At 48.4% G+C, this 13,456-nt stretch carries 12 protein-coding genes and 1 riboswitch; of the genes, 7 read left to right on the forward strand and 5 right to left on the reverse strand.

Going from position 1 to position 13,456, the window contains the following annotated elements; genetic code table 11:
• Positions 1 to 310: 310 nt before the first annotated feature.
• A complete protein-coding gene (locus tag DWX32_RS07220; protein WP_118659522.1) occupies positions 311 to 1,243 on the reverse strand; it encodes an AraC family transcriptional regulator in 933 nt (310 codons plus the stop codon).
• 189 nt (positions 1,244 to 1,432) lie between these two features.
• Between DWX32_RS07220 and DWX32_RS07225 the strand changes: the two genes are divergently transcribed.
• Positions 1,433 to 3,442 (forward strand): glycoside hydrolase family 127 protein, encoded by a 2,010-nt coding sequence (locus DWX32_RS07225; RefSeq protein ID WP_118659524.1) that lies wholly within the window; start codon positions 1,433 to 1,435, stop codon positions 3,440 to 3,442.
• 152 nt (positions 3,443 to 3,594) lie between these two features.
• Here the strand turns inward: DWX32_RS07225 and DWX32_RS07230 are convergent, their stop codons facing one another.
• Positions 3,595 to 4,206, reverse strand: a complete 612-nt coding sequence (locus tag DWX32_RS07230) for an ECF transporter S component (RefSeq protein ID WP_243037565.1) — start codon at positions 4,204 to 4,206, stop codon at positions 3,595 to 3,597.
• Complete coding sequence (locus DWX32_RS07235; protein WP_117509905.1) at positions 4,203 to 5,249, reverse strand: nucleoside hydrolase; 1,047 nt, start codon at positions 5,247 to 5,249, stop codon at positions 4,203 to 4,205. The genes DWX32_RS07230 and DWX32_RS07235 overlap by 4 nt, the downstream gene beginning before the upstream one ends.
• Before the next feature lie 28 nt (positions 5,250 to 5,277).
• Positions 5,278 to 5,322: riboswitch (PreQ1 riboswitch) on the reverse strand.
• Between the two features lie 160 nt (positions 5,323 to 5,482).
• Between DWX32_RS07235 and DWX32_RS07240 the strand changes: the two genes are divergently transcribed.
• The 6 genes from DWX32_RS07240 to DWX32_RS07265 all read left to right on the forward strand — a co-directional run bounded on the left by DWX32_RS07240 (position 5,483) and on the right by DWX32_RS07265 (position 11,246).
• Positions 5,483 to 5,950, forward strand: coding sequence for a hypothetical protein (locus DWX32_RS07240; RefSeq protein WP_147398475.1), 468 nt, complete (start codon positions 5,483 to 5,485; stop codon positions 5,948 to 5,950).
• Between the two features lie 288 nt (positions 5,951 to 6,238).
• A complete protein-coding gene (rpsL, locus tag DWX32_RS07245) occupies positions 6,239 to 6,655 on the forward strand; it encodes a 30S ribosomal protein S12 (RefSeq protein ID WP_022463258.1) in 417 nt (138 codons plus the stop codon).
• 174 nt (positions 6,656 to 6,829) lie between these two features.
• Positions 6,830 to 7,300, forward strand: a complete 471-nt coding sequence (gene rpsG / locus DWX32_RS07250) for a 30S ribosomal protein S7 (protein WP_022463259.1) — start codon at positions 6,830 to 6,832, stop codon at positions 7,298 to 7,300.
• 15 nt (positions 7,301 to 7,315) lie between these two features.
• Positions 7,316 to 9,433 carry an elongation factor G gene (fusA, locus tag DWX32_RS07255; protein WP_118659528.1) on the forward strand — a complete coding sequence of 706 codons (2,118 nt, stop codon included), beginning with the start codon at positions 7,316 to 7,318 and terminating at the stop codon, positions 9,431 to 9,433.
• Positions 9,434 to 9,630: 197 nt separating this feature from the next.
• Positions 9,631 to 10,824, forward strand: coding sequence for an elongation factor Tu (gene tuf / locus DWX32_RS07260; RefSeq protein ID WP_022463261.1), 1,194 nt, complete (start codon positions 9,631 to 9,633; stop codon positions 10,822 to 10,824).
• 131 nt (positions 10,825 to 10,955) lie between these two features.
• Positions 10,956 to 11,246: a hypothetical protein gene (locus tag DWX32_RS07265; RefSeq protein ID WP_147397741.1), complete on the forward strand. Its 291-nt coding sequence runs from the start codon at positions 10,956 to 10,958 to the stop codon at positions 11,244 to 11,246.
• 111 nt (positions 11,247 to 11,357) lie between these two features.
• Here DWX32_RS07265 and asnA read toward each other — a convergent pair whose 3' ends face one another.
• Together asnA and DWX32_RS07275 are read right to left on the reverse strand one after the other, a co-directional pair.
• The gene (gene asnA, locus DWX32_RS07270; RefSeq protein ID WP_022463264.1) at positions 11,358 to 12,371 is read right to left on the reverse strand and encodes an aspartate--ammonia ligase; all 1,014 of its coding nucleotides are present in this window, start codon (positions 12,369 to 12,371) and stop codon (positions 11,358 to 11,360) included.
• 214 nt (positions 12,372 to 12,585) lie between these two features.
• Positions 12,586 to 13,437 (reverse strand): sugar phosphate isomerase/epimerase family protein, encoded by an 852-nt coding sequence (locus tag DWX32_RS07275; protein ID WP_117805070.1) that lies wholly within the window; start codon positions 13,435 to 13,437, stop codon positions 12,586 to 12,588.
• Positions 13,438 to 13,456 lie beyond the last annotated feature (19 nt).

A 13,456-nucleotide genomic window follows, 5' to 3' on the forward strand; every position in this document is an offset into this window, starting at 1 on the left:
ACCGCAGGCGGCATTTACGTTAGGTGGGGTGCAAAAAGACAAAAAATAAGAACAGCCCGCGGATATGCGGGCTGCTCTTTCATAATGAGGGGGGAGATAGTTTTGAGTGGTTCATCAACTATCTGAGATATAGTATAGTGAAGAAATGTGAGCAAAGTATGTCTATTTTCTAAAAGAAACAGTAAATTTCTAAAGAATAAGTGAATCCATCCATTGAGTAAATCACTTCCGTCCGCCAAAACGTAGATGGGTCCCCAGGCGCAGCGGAGCGTCCGCCCCCCGCGGTGCCTGGGGGTCGTATCCTCCCGTCCTATTCAAAAGAAAGTTTCCGGTTCCCATAACTCTTCCGGTACTGTCCCGGCGTCATCCCGGTGAGCTTTCGGAAAGCCGTGGAAAAATTATGCGCATCCTGAAATCCCACATTATAAGCAATCTGAGAGACCGTGTGATTTGTGTCCGTCAGCTCGGCCATAGCGCTGTCCATTTTGGATTTCAGGATGAATTGTTTTAACGTTATTCCGGTGCCCTCGTGGAAGAGGGAGGAGAGGTATTTGTCGTTGTAGCCGAAATAACGGGCGAGTTCGGTGACTTTGAGGGACTCGCTGCTGTGGTACTGGATGTAGCTGATAATGTCCTGCAGGATCTGCGTCCGCTGCGTTTCGGAAGTGTAGGTGCGGTAGAAGGGGCTCTGACAGTTGATTTCGCCGAGAACAGCGGCAGTCAGGCTGTTGTTGAGGAACGTGTTGTGGAAACGCAGGGAAGTGTCCTGGAGCTGCTTCATGAGGATGATGACGCGGTTCGGGGAGGAAAGCGTTCCCTGGCGCGGGATGCATAACGTTTCGGGGTAGTTGGATGGAAGCTGGGCGGGAGCGAGGTCCTCAAGGCGGTAGGAGGATGGCGGTGCAGCATGAAACTCATCCAGAACCGATCCGGCGGTCGGGTCAGAAGGAGCGATGATCGGTGCGGAGGGGATACCAGGGATAAAATGGAGCCAGTAGAAAGAGCAGCTTCCTTTTTTCGAGCCGTGCTGATGGACGGTCGGAGGCAAAAGAAGATATTCGCCAGGATGGACTTCGTAAGAACAGCGTTCGTCCGCGATAAAAAGCGTTCCTTCCGTCACAACCATCAGTTCAAAATTGACGAGATTCCGTGTCAGGTGCATCCACTCCGGGGACGGGGACTGGAATTTGCCGCAGAGGTCGTAGGTAAAACAGGCGGCATCTGGAAATAAAACAGAGATCATATGACTTTTTCAAACCTTTTCAAACATTCTTGTATTTTAAACGGCGGTCCGTTTTGCTAAAATAAAACTATAGAAAAACAGGAAAACAGCCGTCAAAAGAAGTGTAACGCTTCCCATCCCTGAAAGCAAGGAAAATATCTTTTTCAAACCAGGAGGCGGCGGAAGAAAACGAAAAAGGAGACCGGAAAAATGGATCAGAAAAACTTCAGCAAACCATTATCCTTGGCAAAAGTCCAGGTTACCGATGCATTCTGGAAAAAAGAGATGGAGCTTGTCCGCACCGAAGTAATTCCGTATCAGTGGAATGCCTTAAATGACAATGTTCCGGGAGCAGCACCGAGCTTCTGTATGCGGAACTACCGCCGCGCCGGTGAAGTTGAAAAAGAGCGAAAAGCAAAAGAAGACAAATTTGTTCAGATCAAATATCCGCTGGATACTTTTGAGACACTGCCGAAGGATGGCAAAATGGACGGAAGATTTTATGGCTTCCTGTTCCAGGATACCGATTTTGCCAAATGGGTGGAGGCAGTTGCGTACTCCCTGACACAGCATCCCGATCCGGAGCTGGAAAAAACGGCAGATGAAGCAATTGAAGTTGTCTGCGCAGCACAGAGAGAAGACGGATACCTCGATACCTACTATCTGATCAACGATCAGGATATGATTTTTACAAACCTTAAGGACAACCATGAGCTGTACTGCTTCGGTCATCTGACGGAAGGCGCTGTAGCCTATTATCAGGCGACCGGAAAAGACCGTCTCTTAAAAGCAGCAGAGCGTTTCGCGGACTTTATTGCCAGCAAACTCGGTCACGGCGAGGGGAAAAAAGCAGGTTATCCTGGTCACGAAATTGCAGAGATGGCTCTGATGCGTCTCTATGATCTGACCGGCGAGCAGAAGTATCTTGATCTTGCAAAATACTTCATCGATGAACGCGGAACAAAACCATACTATTACGATATCGAGCGCGGTCTGACCTGCCCGGAGGGCGAGGAACGATATAGCTACAATCAGGCAAACCGCCCGGTGCGTCAGCAGGATGAGGTGCAGGGGCACTCCGTACGCGCCGTATATCTCTATTCCGGCATGGCGGATGTGGCAAGGGCAACGCAGGATGAGAGCCTGCTGAAAGCCTGTGAAACTCTCTGGAACGACATGGTGCATCAGAAAATGTACGTCACCGGCGGAATCGGTGCCACTCATATAGGAGAGGCATTCTCTTTCAACTATGACCTGCCAAACGATACCGCTTACGCAGAGACCTGTGCATCCATCGGTCTTGTGTTCTTTGCTCGCCGCATGCTGGAGATTCAGGCAAAAGCAGAGTACGCGGATGTGATGGAATTAGCCCTCTACAATGGCGTTCTCTCCGGAATGGCGCTCGACGGAAAGAGCTTCTTCTATGTCAATCCGCTGGAGGTACTGCCGGAGGCATGCCACAAGGATGAGCGGAAATTCCATGTAAAACCGATCCGCCAGAAATGGTTCGGCTGTGCCTGCTGCCCTCCGAACCTGGCAAGAACGGTAAGCTCAGTTGCATCTTACGCATACACGGAAAACGACACAACCCTGTTTGTCCACTTGTACATGGGTGGAACAGTGGAAGGAGAAAAAGTAAAAGCATCCATCACTTCCGAATTCCCGTGGGACGGCCACGTTTCCGTGACCTGCGAGAGCGATACCAAAGAGCCGTACACCTTTGCATTCCGCATCCCGGGATGGTGTGCTTCTTATGAAAAAGAGATTCCAAAAGGCGCAGAATTGGAAGAAAAAGACGGGTATCTGTATGTGACAAAAGTATGGGCGAAGGGTGAGACGATCCGCCTGAACTTCCCGATGGAAATCCAGTTTTTGGCATCCAATCCGCTTGTACGCGAGGACGCCGGCCGTGTTGCCGTAAAACGAGGACCGGTTGTTTACTGTATGGAAGAAGCAGACAACGGAAAGAATCTGCATTTGACAAAACTCTGTGTGAATGGTGAAAAAACCGCAGAAGCAGCCGATGAGCTGGGCGAGCACTTTGTGCGCGTAACGGCCGATGGACGTCGCATGAAGCTGGGCGATGCGGAAAAACAGCCGTTGTATCATCTGTATCAGAAAGAGGAAGAGGAAAAGACGAAACTGAAGCTGATTCCATATTATATGTGGAACAACCGAGGTGAGGGCGAAATGCAGGTATGGATCCGCGTATGTGAATGATTTTATTAAAGAAGAAATAAAAAACTCCGGAAAAGGGATGGCTCCTGATGCAGCCTCCCCTTTTTTCCGGAGTTCTTGTTATGCCAAAATATGAGAATCCTGCAAAAAAGAAAGTGAATTTTTTGCAGGATTCTTTGTGCTATTGGTACAGATTATTTTCTGCTTTTCATAGAAAGACTGCCGAAAGCAGAAGAAACGGCGGGCAGAATCACGAGGACGACCGCAAGAACAATCATTCGATCCACAAAGTCTGTCATGGCCTGTACAACGCAGACAGAGAGAGTCAGATTCATACCGAGGCTGTGAAGCAGCTGCACCAGCACAGTGGAGCCGGAGGAAGTAATTCCACCGAAAACAACCGCGGTGATTGTGGAACTTACCACAGTACCCGGAAGTGAGATCACAAGCGCTGCCGGAAACAGCTTCCAGCCCATGGAGCGGAGGGAAAGACTCTCGCTGCGGGATCCTGCCGTATGGGACGGGCGGAGTCTGCGGAATACAAGGCCGGCAACGAGACCGATGACAAGCTGCACCGGAATATAGTAAAACGCATAGACATCACTCGTCATGCCGGAAATGAGTCCGGAGATCAGTCCCGGAACGAGGCCTGCAGCAGGTCCGAACAGAGCGGCTGCCAGAACTGTTCCGATGGAGTCCAGATAAACCGGAAGACGCAGCAGCAGAGCAATGGTACCGCCGAGAATATTGATGACACCGCAGAGCGCGAGTGTCGTGAGCTTTAACGTACGGTTAGTATTCATCATGCCTCGCCTCCCTTCTGAAACATCGTCTCATGTGGGAAGACCGGCGGTGCGGTGAGAATCTGGTCGAGAACCGGTGCGGATTCCTCCTGCGGCACGCCGAGAACGCGCTCAAAGAACATCAGGAAGAAACGGCGCACATCGACCTGCGTCAGAATGTGGCTGTTCGGTGCTTTCTGATAAAAATTCATGGCATCCACAACCGTCTGTCCGATGCAGAGGCCTCCGGTTTCTACCTGCGTATACGCATCAAAACCGCTGCAGAGCGACGGATCCACAAGATAAGCGGCCGCGAGCGGATCGTTGATCACGCATCCGATGACCTTTTCCTGTTTCCAGTGGAAATCAAAGTAGAAGCGCGTCAGCTCCTCAATGCGGGTTCCGACTCCTGGATTTACGCATTTCATATATTCCACAAGATTCGGCGTCAGGACAATTTTTCGTGTGACATCCAGCCCGATCATATGAAGCTTTTTGCCTGCAAGCTGCGGCAGCTCGGAAAACGCGCGGAATACTTCGGCTGCGGCATCCGGGTCGCACCAGTAATTGTACTCGGCAACCGGGGAGCAGTTTCCATGGCTCTTATAGCTTCCGCCCATGGAGACAAGAGCCGTCAGGTTTGTCAGGCACTCCGGTGCGCGGGAGATGACTTTTGCAAGGTTCGTCATCGGTCCGAGGGCAAGAATGGTAACATCAGGGGTTGTTTTTAAGGTTTCGATCAGGAAAGAAACAGCGTCCTTGTTTGGCGTAAGGCCTTCGGCATCCGGCCAGCCCGATTCGCCGAGACCGTCCATGCCGTGGGTGTCCATCGCGTCCACGTAGTCGCGGACCAGAGGCGTCTCCTCGCCGACATAAACCGGGACATCTGGTTTTCCAATCATAGAAAGAATTTTGAGGGCATTTTTAGCGCCCATAGAAGCGGGTACATTTCCGCTGACTGTGGTGATGCCGACAAGATCCAGCTCTTTCGAAGCCGCGGCAAGCATCAGGGCGAGAGAATCGTCGATGCCCGGATCACAGTCGATGATCAGTTTTCTTGCATTCATTTTCCAATCTCCTTTGATGAAAATTTTGAGATACTTGGTTTTTTATACTGGGAAGTTCACGAACCAGTCCGGACACCCGCAAAAAGACGGGAAAATCCGATTGCATAAATGCACGGGAAAGAGTATAGCACAGATAAAAAAAAAAATCTAGTAAAACAAACCTTGCCTGTTTTGAAAAAATCGGTTATGGTATAGAAAAGCATACAGCAAATGAGAACATGGGAGAAAAGAAAATGGCAGATGGATTTTTAGCACCAACTGGGAAATTCTATCCCAAAACAGAAAATTTTCATGCGCAGACCGCGCGGGCGATTTTAGGTCCGGACGGCCAGACGGACGAGCCGATCCAGGAGCTTTTGCGCCGCGGTTATATTTTATTTGTAGGATTCCACAAACCAGGCGAACCGGAAAATCTCCATGCCGATATGGATTACGTCCTCGGCGGACCGGGGTATCCGGCGACCGAAGGGCAGAAGGCCTGGATTGCAGAACATACAGAAGAGCTGTCGAGAAAGCAGCAGTTTGACATCAACAACGACGAGACAACCTTTGAGAACTTTTACATCAGCAATGTCCGCATGTTTCCCTGGTGCAAAGGGTGTGCCGAAGAGAAAGCGCGTGACCTCTGGGGCAATGCACAGAGCGAGGAAAAGCCGAAGCGGTGTGATGCGTGTCCGGCCTTCAGGAACCGTCCGCTTTAACGAAAAACAGAAAATGTCAGAAAATAATCTGGTGAGATTATAATAGGAAGAAAAAATACTTTTGCACAGTAATGCATCAATGGGGGAAATCCGCAGAAGCCGCGTAAATACGCGATTTTTTGCGAATTTCCCCCTTGACTTTTGAAAGGACAGACGCTATAATAAACGAGCGTGCGTAAAAGACTGTTTTTTGTGCGCGCAAAAGCTGCAAAGCAATTATGTTGAACTAAAGCAGCCGTATGAAACCCCGTGGGACACACGGAGAAATCTATCAGGAGGTGAAATGGAATGCCAACATTCAACCAGTTAGTAAGAAAAGGCCGTGAGACTTCCGTAAAGAAATCTACCGCGCCGGCACTGCAGAAAAGCTACAATTCTCTGAGAAAGAAATCCACAGATATGTCTTCTCCTCAGAAGAGAGGTGTGTGCACAGCTGTTAAAACTGCTACACCGAAAAAACCTAACTCAGCTCTTCGTAAAATCGCCAGAGTTCGTCTTTCCAACGGAATCGAAGTAACAAGTTACATCCCAGGAGAAGGTCACAACCTTCAGGAGCACAGCGTTGTTCTGATCCGTGGAGGAAGAGTTAAGGACCTGCCAGGTACCAGATACCACATCATCCGTGGTACCCTTGATACTGCAGGTGTTGCTAACAGAAAACAGGCCCGTTCTAAATACGGTGCTAAGAGACCGAAAAAGAAATAATTAAGTAAAACGAGTTCGAGATATATCTAGTATCACAAAAAAAGCGAAATGTTGTGCGTTATTCCATAAATCCCCACGGCTGCGGATTTATAGAGAATTTACACGCGCGGACATACTGCAAATAAGTGTGAGTACCGATGATTTAATCGAATGATGGTTAAGGAGGGAAGTAACGTGCCACGTAAAGGACATACTCAGAAAAGAGATGTTTTAGCAGATCCGTTATACAATAACAAAGTGGTAACCAAGCTGATCAACAACATCATGCTGGATGGTAAGAGAGGCGTTGCCCAGAAAATCGTATACGGCGCATTTGCTAAAGTAGAAGAAAAAGCTGGAAAACCAGCAATCGAAGTATTTGAAGAAGCAATGAACAATATCATGCCGGTTCTTGAAGTAAAAGCAAGACGTATCGGTGGTGCTACTTATCAGGTACCGATCGAGGTAAGACCGGACAGACGTCAGGCTCTTGGCCTTCGTTGGCTGACCGCTTATTCTCGTAAGAGAGGCGAGCGTACCATGGAAGACAGACTGGCAAACGAGATTCTGGATGCATCTAACAACACAGGTGCTTCTGTGAAGAAGAAAGAAGAAGTTCATAAGATGGCAGAGGCTAACAAGGCATTTGCTCACTACAGATTCTAAGAGGAGGAAAATCCGTTGGCTGGAAGAGAATATCCATTAGAGAGAACCAGAAACATTGGTATTATGGCTCACATCGATGCAGGTAAAACAACCCTGACCGAGCGTATCCTGTACTATACCGGTGTTAACTACAAGATTGGTGATACTCACGAAGGAACTGCTACCATGGACTGGATGGAACAGGAGCAGGAGCGTGGTATCACAATTACTTCAGCTGCTACAACCTGCCACTGGACTCTGGAAGAGAACTGCAAGCCGAAACCGGGCGCTCTTGAGCACCGTATCAACATCATTGATACCCCAGGCCACGTTGACTTTACCGTAGAGGTAGAGCGTTCTCTTCGTGTACTGGACGGCGCTGTCGGCGTGTTCTGTGCAAAAGGTGGTGTAGAGCCTCAGTCTGAGAACGTATGGCGTCAGGCTGATACCTACAACGTACCGCGTATGGCATTCATCAACAAGATGGACATCCTTGGTGCTGACTTCTACAACGCTGTAGATCAGATCAAGACCAGACTTGGTAAAAATGCTATCTGCCTTCAGCTTCCAATTGGTAAGGAAGATGAATTCAAGGGAATTATCGATCTGTTCGAGATGAAAGCTTACATCTACAACGACGATAAGGGCGATGATATCTCCATCGTTGATATCCCGGAAGATATGAAAGAAGACGCTGAGCTGTATCACACCGAGCTGGTAGAGAAAATCTGCGAGCTGGATGATGAGCTGATGATGCGTTATCTGGATGATGATATCCCGTCTGTAGACGAGATGAAAGCAGTTCTGCGTAAAGCTACCTGTGAGTGTACAGCTGTACCGGTATGCTGCGGTTCTGCATACAGAAACAAAGGTGTTCAGAAACTCCTGGATGCGATCCTTGAGTACATGCCGGCTCCGACCGATATCCCGCCAATCGAGGGTACCGATCTGGACGGAAACCCGATCGTAAGACATTCTTCCGATGAGGAGCCGTTCTCCGCACTGGCATTCAAGATTATGACAGACCCATTCGTTGGTAAGCTGGCATACTTCCGTGTGTATTCAGGAACCATGAACTCCGGTTCTTACGTACTGAATGCAACAAAAGATAAAAAAGAGCGTGTTGGACGTATCCTTCAGATGCATGCAAACAAACGTATGGAGCTGGACAAAGTTTACTCCGGTGACATTGCAGCTGCAATCGGATTCAAGTTCACCACCACAGGTGATACCATCTGCGACGAGCAGCATCCGGTAATCCTTGAGTCTATGGAGTTCCCGGAGCCGGTTATCGAGCTGGCTATCGAGCCTAAGACAAAAGCAGGCCAGGGCAAACTGGGCGAGTCCCTTGCAAAACTGGCTGAGGAGGATCCGACCTTCCGTGCACACACCAATCAGGAAACTGGTCAGACCATTATCGCTGGTATGGGTGAGCTGCATCTGGAAATCATCGTTGACCGTCTGCTTCGTGAATTCAAAGTAGAGGCTAACGTAGGTGCTCCGCAGGTTGCATACAAAGAGACCATTACCAAACCGGCAGACATCGACAGCAAATATGCAAAACAGTCTGGTGGACGTGGACAGTATGGTCACTGTAAAGTTAAATTCGAGCCTATGGATGCAAACGGCGAAGAGATTTACAAATTCGAGTCTACCGTTGTCGGTGGAGCTATTCCGAAAGAGTATATCCCGGCTGTAGGCGAAGGTATCGAAGAGGCTATGAAAGCCGGTATCCTGGGAGGCTTCCCGGTAGTCGGTGTTCATGCAAATGTATACGACGGATCTTATCATGAGGTCGATTCTTCTGAGATGGCATTCCACATTGCTGGTTCTCTGGCATTCAAGGAAGCTATGCAGAAGGGTGCTCCGGTTCTTCTTGAGCCTATCATGAAAGTCGAAGTTTCCACTCCGGAAGATTACATGGGTGATGTTATCGGTGATATCAACTCCCGTCGTGGTCGTATCGAGGGTATGGATGACATCGGCGGCGGAAAGATGATCCGTGGATTCGTACCGCTGGCTGAAATGTTCGGTTACGCAACAGACCTTCGTTCTAAAACTCAGGGACGTGGTAACTACTCCATGTTCTTTGATAAATACGAGCAGGTTCCGAAAAACGTACAGGAAAAAGTTCTGTCTGCAAAAGCAAAATAATGTAAGAAAAATAATCGGGTGTGCAGCTGTCAAAGGCTGCACAGCCTAAAAGTATTATTTTTCTGAGATTTTCCTTGCAAATAAGACGGAAATGCAATATAATCAGACTTAGCAGGTTTACGATTCAGGTGGGTTCCTGCCACCAATTTAGTCTCAAAAAAGCCCACTGGGCGCAATTTTAAGGAGGACATTTTAAAATGGCTAAAGCTAAATTTGAAAGAACAAAACCGCATTGTAACATTGGTACCATCGGCCACGTTGACCATGGTAAAACAACTCTGACCGCAGCTATCACAAAAGTACTTTCTACCAGAGTAGAAGGAAACACTGCTGAGAACTTCGAAGATATCGATAAAGCTCCGGAAGAGAGAGAGCGTGGTATCACAATCTCTACTGCACACGTTGAGTATCAGACAGAGAAAAGACACTATGCACACGTTGACTGCCCAGGCCATGCTGACTATGTAAAGAACATGATCACTGGTGCTGCACAGATGGACGGAGCTATCCTTGTAGTAGCTGCTACAGATGGTGTTATGGCTCAGACAAAAGAGCACATCCTTCTGTCCCGTCAGGTAGGTGTACCTTACATCGTTGTATTCATGAACAAATGCGATATGGTAGACGACGAAGAGCTGCTTGAGCTGGTAGACATGGAGATCCGTGAGCTGCTGAACGAGTATGACTTCCCGGGAGATGACACTCCGATCATCCAGGGTTCTGCTCTGAAAGCTCTGGAAGATCCGGCTGGCCCATGGGGAGATAAAATCATGGAGCTTATGGATGCAGTAGATAGCTGGATCCCGGATCCGCAGCGTGACACTGATAAAGATTTCATCATGCCTGTAGAGGACGTATTCACCATCACTGGTCGTGGTACTGTTGCTACTGGCCGTGTTGAGGCTGGTGTTCTTCATCTGAATGAGGAAGTTGAAATCGCAGGTCTGAAAGAAGAGACCAAGAAAACTGTTGTAACTGGTATCGAGATGTTCCGTAAACTCCTCGATGAGGCTCAGGCTGGTGATAACATCGGTGCTCTGCTTCGTGGTGTTCAGAGAACAGAGATCGAAAGAGGACAGGTTCTGGCTAAACCAGGTACCGTTCACTGCCATACCAAATTTACCGCTCAGGTATACGTTCTGACAAAAGACGAGGGTGGCCGTCATACTCCATTCTTCAACAACTATCGTCCGCAGTTCTACTTCCGTACAACTGACGTAACAGGTGTTATCACTCTTCCGGAAGGAACTGAGATGTGCATGCCTGGCGATAACGTAGAGATGACCATCGAACTGATCCACCCGATCGCTATGGATCAGGGTCTTACCTTCGCTATCCGTGAGGGTGGCCGTACCGTTGGATCAGGCCGTGTTGCTACTCTGATCGACTAATTATCGGTAGACTATTCTAAATAAAATATAATTGTATCGAAAGATACTTGTGCTCAAACGTAAGAGACCCCGGCGCCGTAAGGCGACCGGGGTTTTTCTGTCTGTATATAGATGATCAAGAACCGCAAAAGTTGAGAGCTGCAAAACAACCGTATGTAATTCCAATCGAAGCAGGTGCCCATACGATTGCGATTACAAGAAAGCCTATGGGAAAAATCGGAGCCGGTGATGTTGCAAATGCAGCCTTTGGAGCTGCTCTTGGCGGCGGACTGGGAGCTGTTTTAGGCGGCCATTTAGGCAAAAAGGCAGTTGGAGAAGATGGATTAAAAAATGCAAAAGTAATAGAGGCCCATGAGGGGGAAACATTTTCTTGTGATGTAAAAGCAGATCTTCGCGGAATGCCGAAGGTTACGTGGATGTAAGATAAAAAAATAAGAAAAAAGAAGAATTCCTGTGCGGAAATACTGCATGGGAATTCTTCTTTTTGATCTTCTGAAAGAAGAACAGAAATTTGAGAAAAGACAGAGAATTTCTTACAGAAGCTGAATATTCATCACATCCATCACCTCTCGTGTCTCCATCGGCCATACCGAGCACTGTACCTCTCCGATGTGCGCTTTGCGCAGGAAAAACATACAGATACGGGACTGTCCGATACCGCCGCCGATTGTCTGCGGGAGAGTGCCGTTCAGAATAGATTTCTGGAAGGGAAGCTTCGCGCGGGACTGGCATCCGCACTCCTTTAACTGGGCGCGGAGAGCATCTGCGTTGACGCGGATACCCATGGAGGAGAGCTCAAGGGCGATGTCAAGCACTGGATAATAAACGATCAGATCGCCGTTTAAGGACCAGTCGTCGTAGTCCGGGGAACGTCCGTCCTGACGCTCTCCGGAAGCAAGCACGCCGCCGATCTGCATAATAAAGACAGCACCTTTTTCTTTGGTGATTGTATACTCTCTTTCCTTTGGAGTCAGATCCGGATAGCGATCCTCAAGTTCCTGGGAAGTGATAAAGAAAATTTCATCCGGCAGAATGGTTTCGATGTAGTCGTACTGGTCTGCCATATGTTTTTCCGTGTTTTTCAGTGCCTCATAGATATCTTTTACGGTACTCTTTAAGAAATCAAGATTGCGTTCTTCCGGGGACATGATTTTTTCCCAGTCCCACTGATCCACGTAAACGGAGTGAATGTTGTCGGTCACCTCGTCCTGGCGGATGGCGTTCATATCGGTGTAGATGCCTTCTCCCTCAGAGAAGCCGTATTTGTGAAGCGCGTACCGTTTCCATTTTGCCAGAGACTGAACAATTTCAGCGGTTTTCTTGGTACCCTGATCCTTTAACTCAAAAGAAACCGGGTGTTCTACGCCATTCAGATTGTCATTCAAGCCGGTTTCCGGCTGTACAAAAAGCGGAGCTGTTACACGGAGCAGATGCAGACGATGTGTCAGCTCGTGCTGGAAATAATCCTTTACTGTTTTAATCGCCACCTGTGTATCGTGGAGGTTTAATGCAGATTTGTAACCCTGCGGAATAATAATTTCTCCCATTACTTTAAAACCCTCTTGTTTTAGATTTGCTTTTCGAATCACGCCTTCTCAAAAAGCTTCAAATTTAGTTTACCATGTTTTCCATGGAAAGCAAGGAAAAGATACGAAAAAACCAAAGATAGTAAAGAATTTTTTCGACATAATTTTTTTGCTGAAATTCTCCCCGGAAATACGAATTTTTCCGAAAATCAGAGCGCTTATGAAAGAGGCGGAATTATTCGGAAACCCACTGGCGCAGAAACGCTGCGGACTGTTCGATGAACGATAACTGATCCGGCGCATCGAAATGCTCGATGGCGAGATAACCGTCGTAATCGCACGCTTCTAAATCTGTAAGAAGCTTTGCCATCGGCAGATATCCCGTTCCGGCCGGTGTCTGGCCAAGGCCGCGGCAGAAACGTCCGTGAACGAGCGGGCTTTCGGCACGATCCTTACAGTGAACATGGACAATATAATCCTTCAGAAGCCAGGCAGCATACGAAACATCCTCATCACTGAAAGCAAAATTTCCGATATCAAGCGTATACCGCAGCCCCGGCACGTGCTCCATAAACCAGAGCAGCGGATATGTGCGTGCAAACGGCTGTAAAAAACCGTCAAAGTCCTCTAAGGTAATCGTAACGCCACGCAAAGCCGCATATTCGGCGAGTGAGGAAAGCGCATGTACCATATTTTGAATCGATTTGTTTTCGGCCATAAAAGTACTCGTTGCCTCATAGGTGCTGCTGCAGGCTGCAAGCTCTGCCGCTTCGGCAGTTTCAAGCGCGCCTGCAACAAACAGGACACGCGAAACCTGCTGCGATGCCGCAGTATCGAGCATCTGCTGTGCTCTGCCAAGATCCGTATCATGGGAAAAATCAAAGGTTTCATGCATACAGCTGATCACCAGCCCCGCATCGGAAAGCATCGGGGCAATGACCTCTTTTTCTGATGCAAACAGACTGTAGTTCATCTCAACAGCCGAAATTCCCTGATCCCTGCAGAACGCGAGCACTTCCGGAATCGTCTTACCGGATTGCTCACACGCCTGTAGAATGTGTTCGTAAAAAACGGAAAGCTTTCTCATATAACATTTCCTCCTGATT

The sequence above is a fragment of the Blautia sp. AF19-13LB genome (genome assembly GCF_003479105.1).
GTDB lineage: Bacteria > Bacillota > Clostridia > Lachnospirales > Lachnospiraceae > Fusicatenibacter > Fusicatenibacter saccharivorans.

Excerpts from the sequence above, each read along its gene's own strand:
- rpsL (WP_022463258.1), top strand. The coding sequence starts at position 6,239 with ATGCCAACATTCAACCAGTTAGTAAGAAAAGGCCGTGAGACTTCCGTA.
- DWX32_RS07275 (WP_117805070.1), bottom strand. The coding sequence starts at position 13,437 with ATGAGAAAGCTTTCCGTTTTTTACGAACACATTCTACAGGCGTGTGAG.
- asnA (WP_022463264.1), bottom strand. The coding sequence starts at position 12,371 with ATGGGAGAAATTATTATTCCGCAGGGTTACAAATCTGCATTAAACCTC.
- DWX32_RS07240 (WP_147398475.1), top strand. The coding sequence starts at position 5,483 with ATGGCAGATGGATTTTTAGCACCAACTGGGAAATTCTATCCCAAAACA.
- tuf (WP_022463261.1), top strand. The coding sequence starts at position 9,631 with ATGGCTAAAGCTAAATTTGAAAGAACAAAACCGCATTGTAACATTGGT.
- DWX32_RS07220 (WP_118659522.1), bottom strand. The coding sequence starts at position 1,243 with ATGATCTCTGTTTTATTTCCAGATGCCGCCTGTTTTACCTACGACCTC.
- DWX32_RS07230 (WP_243037565.1), bottom strand. The coding sequence starts at position 4,206 with ATGATGAATACTAACCGTACGTTAAAGCTCACGACACTCGCGCTCTGC.
- DWX32_RS07225 (WP_118659524.1), top strand. The coding sequence starts at position 1,433 with ATGGATCAGAAAAACTTCAGCAAACCATTATCCTTGGCAAAAGTCCAG.
- DWX32_RS07235 (WP_117509905.1), bottom strand. The coding sequence starts at position 5,249 with ATGAATGCAAGAAAACTGATCATCGACTGTGATCCGGGCATCGACGAT.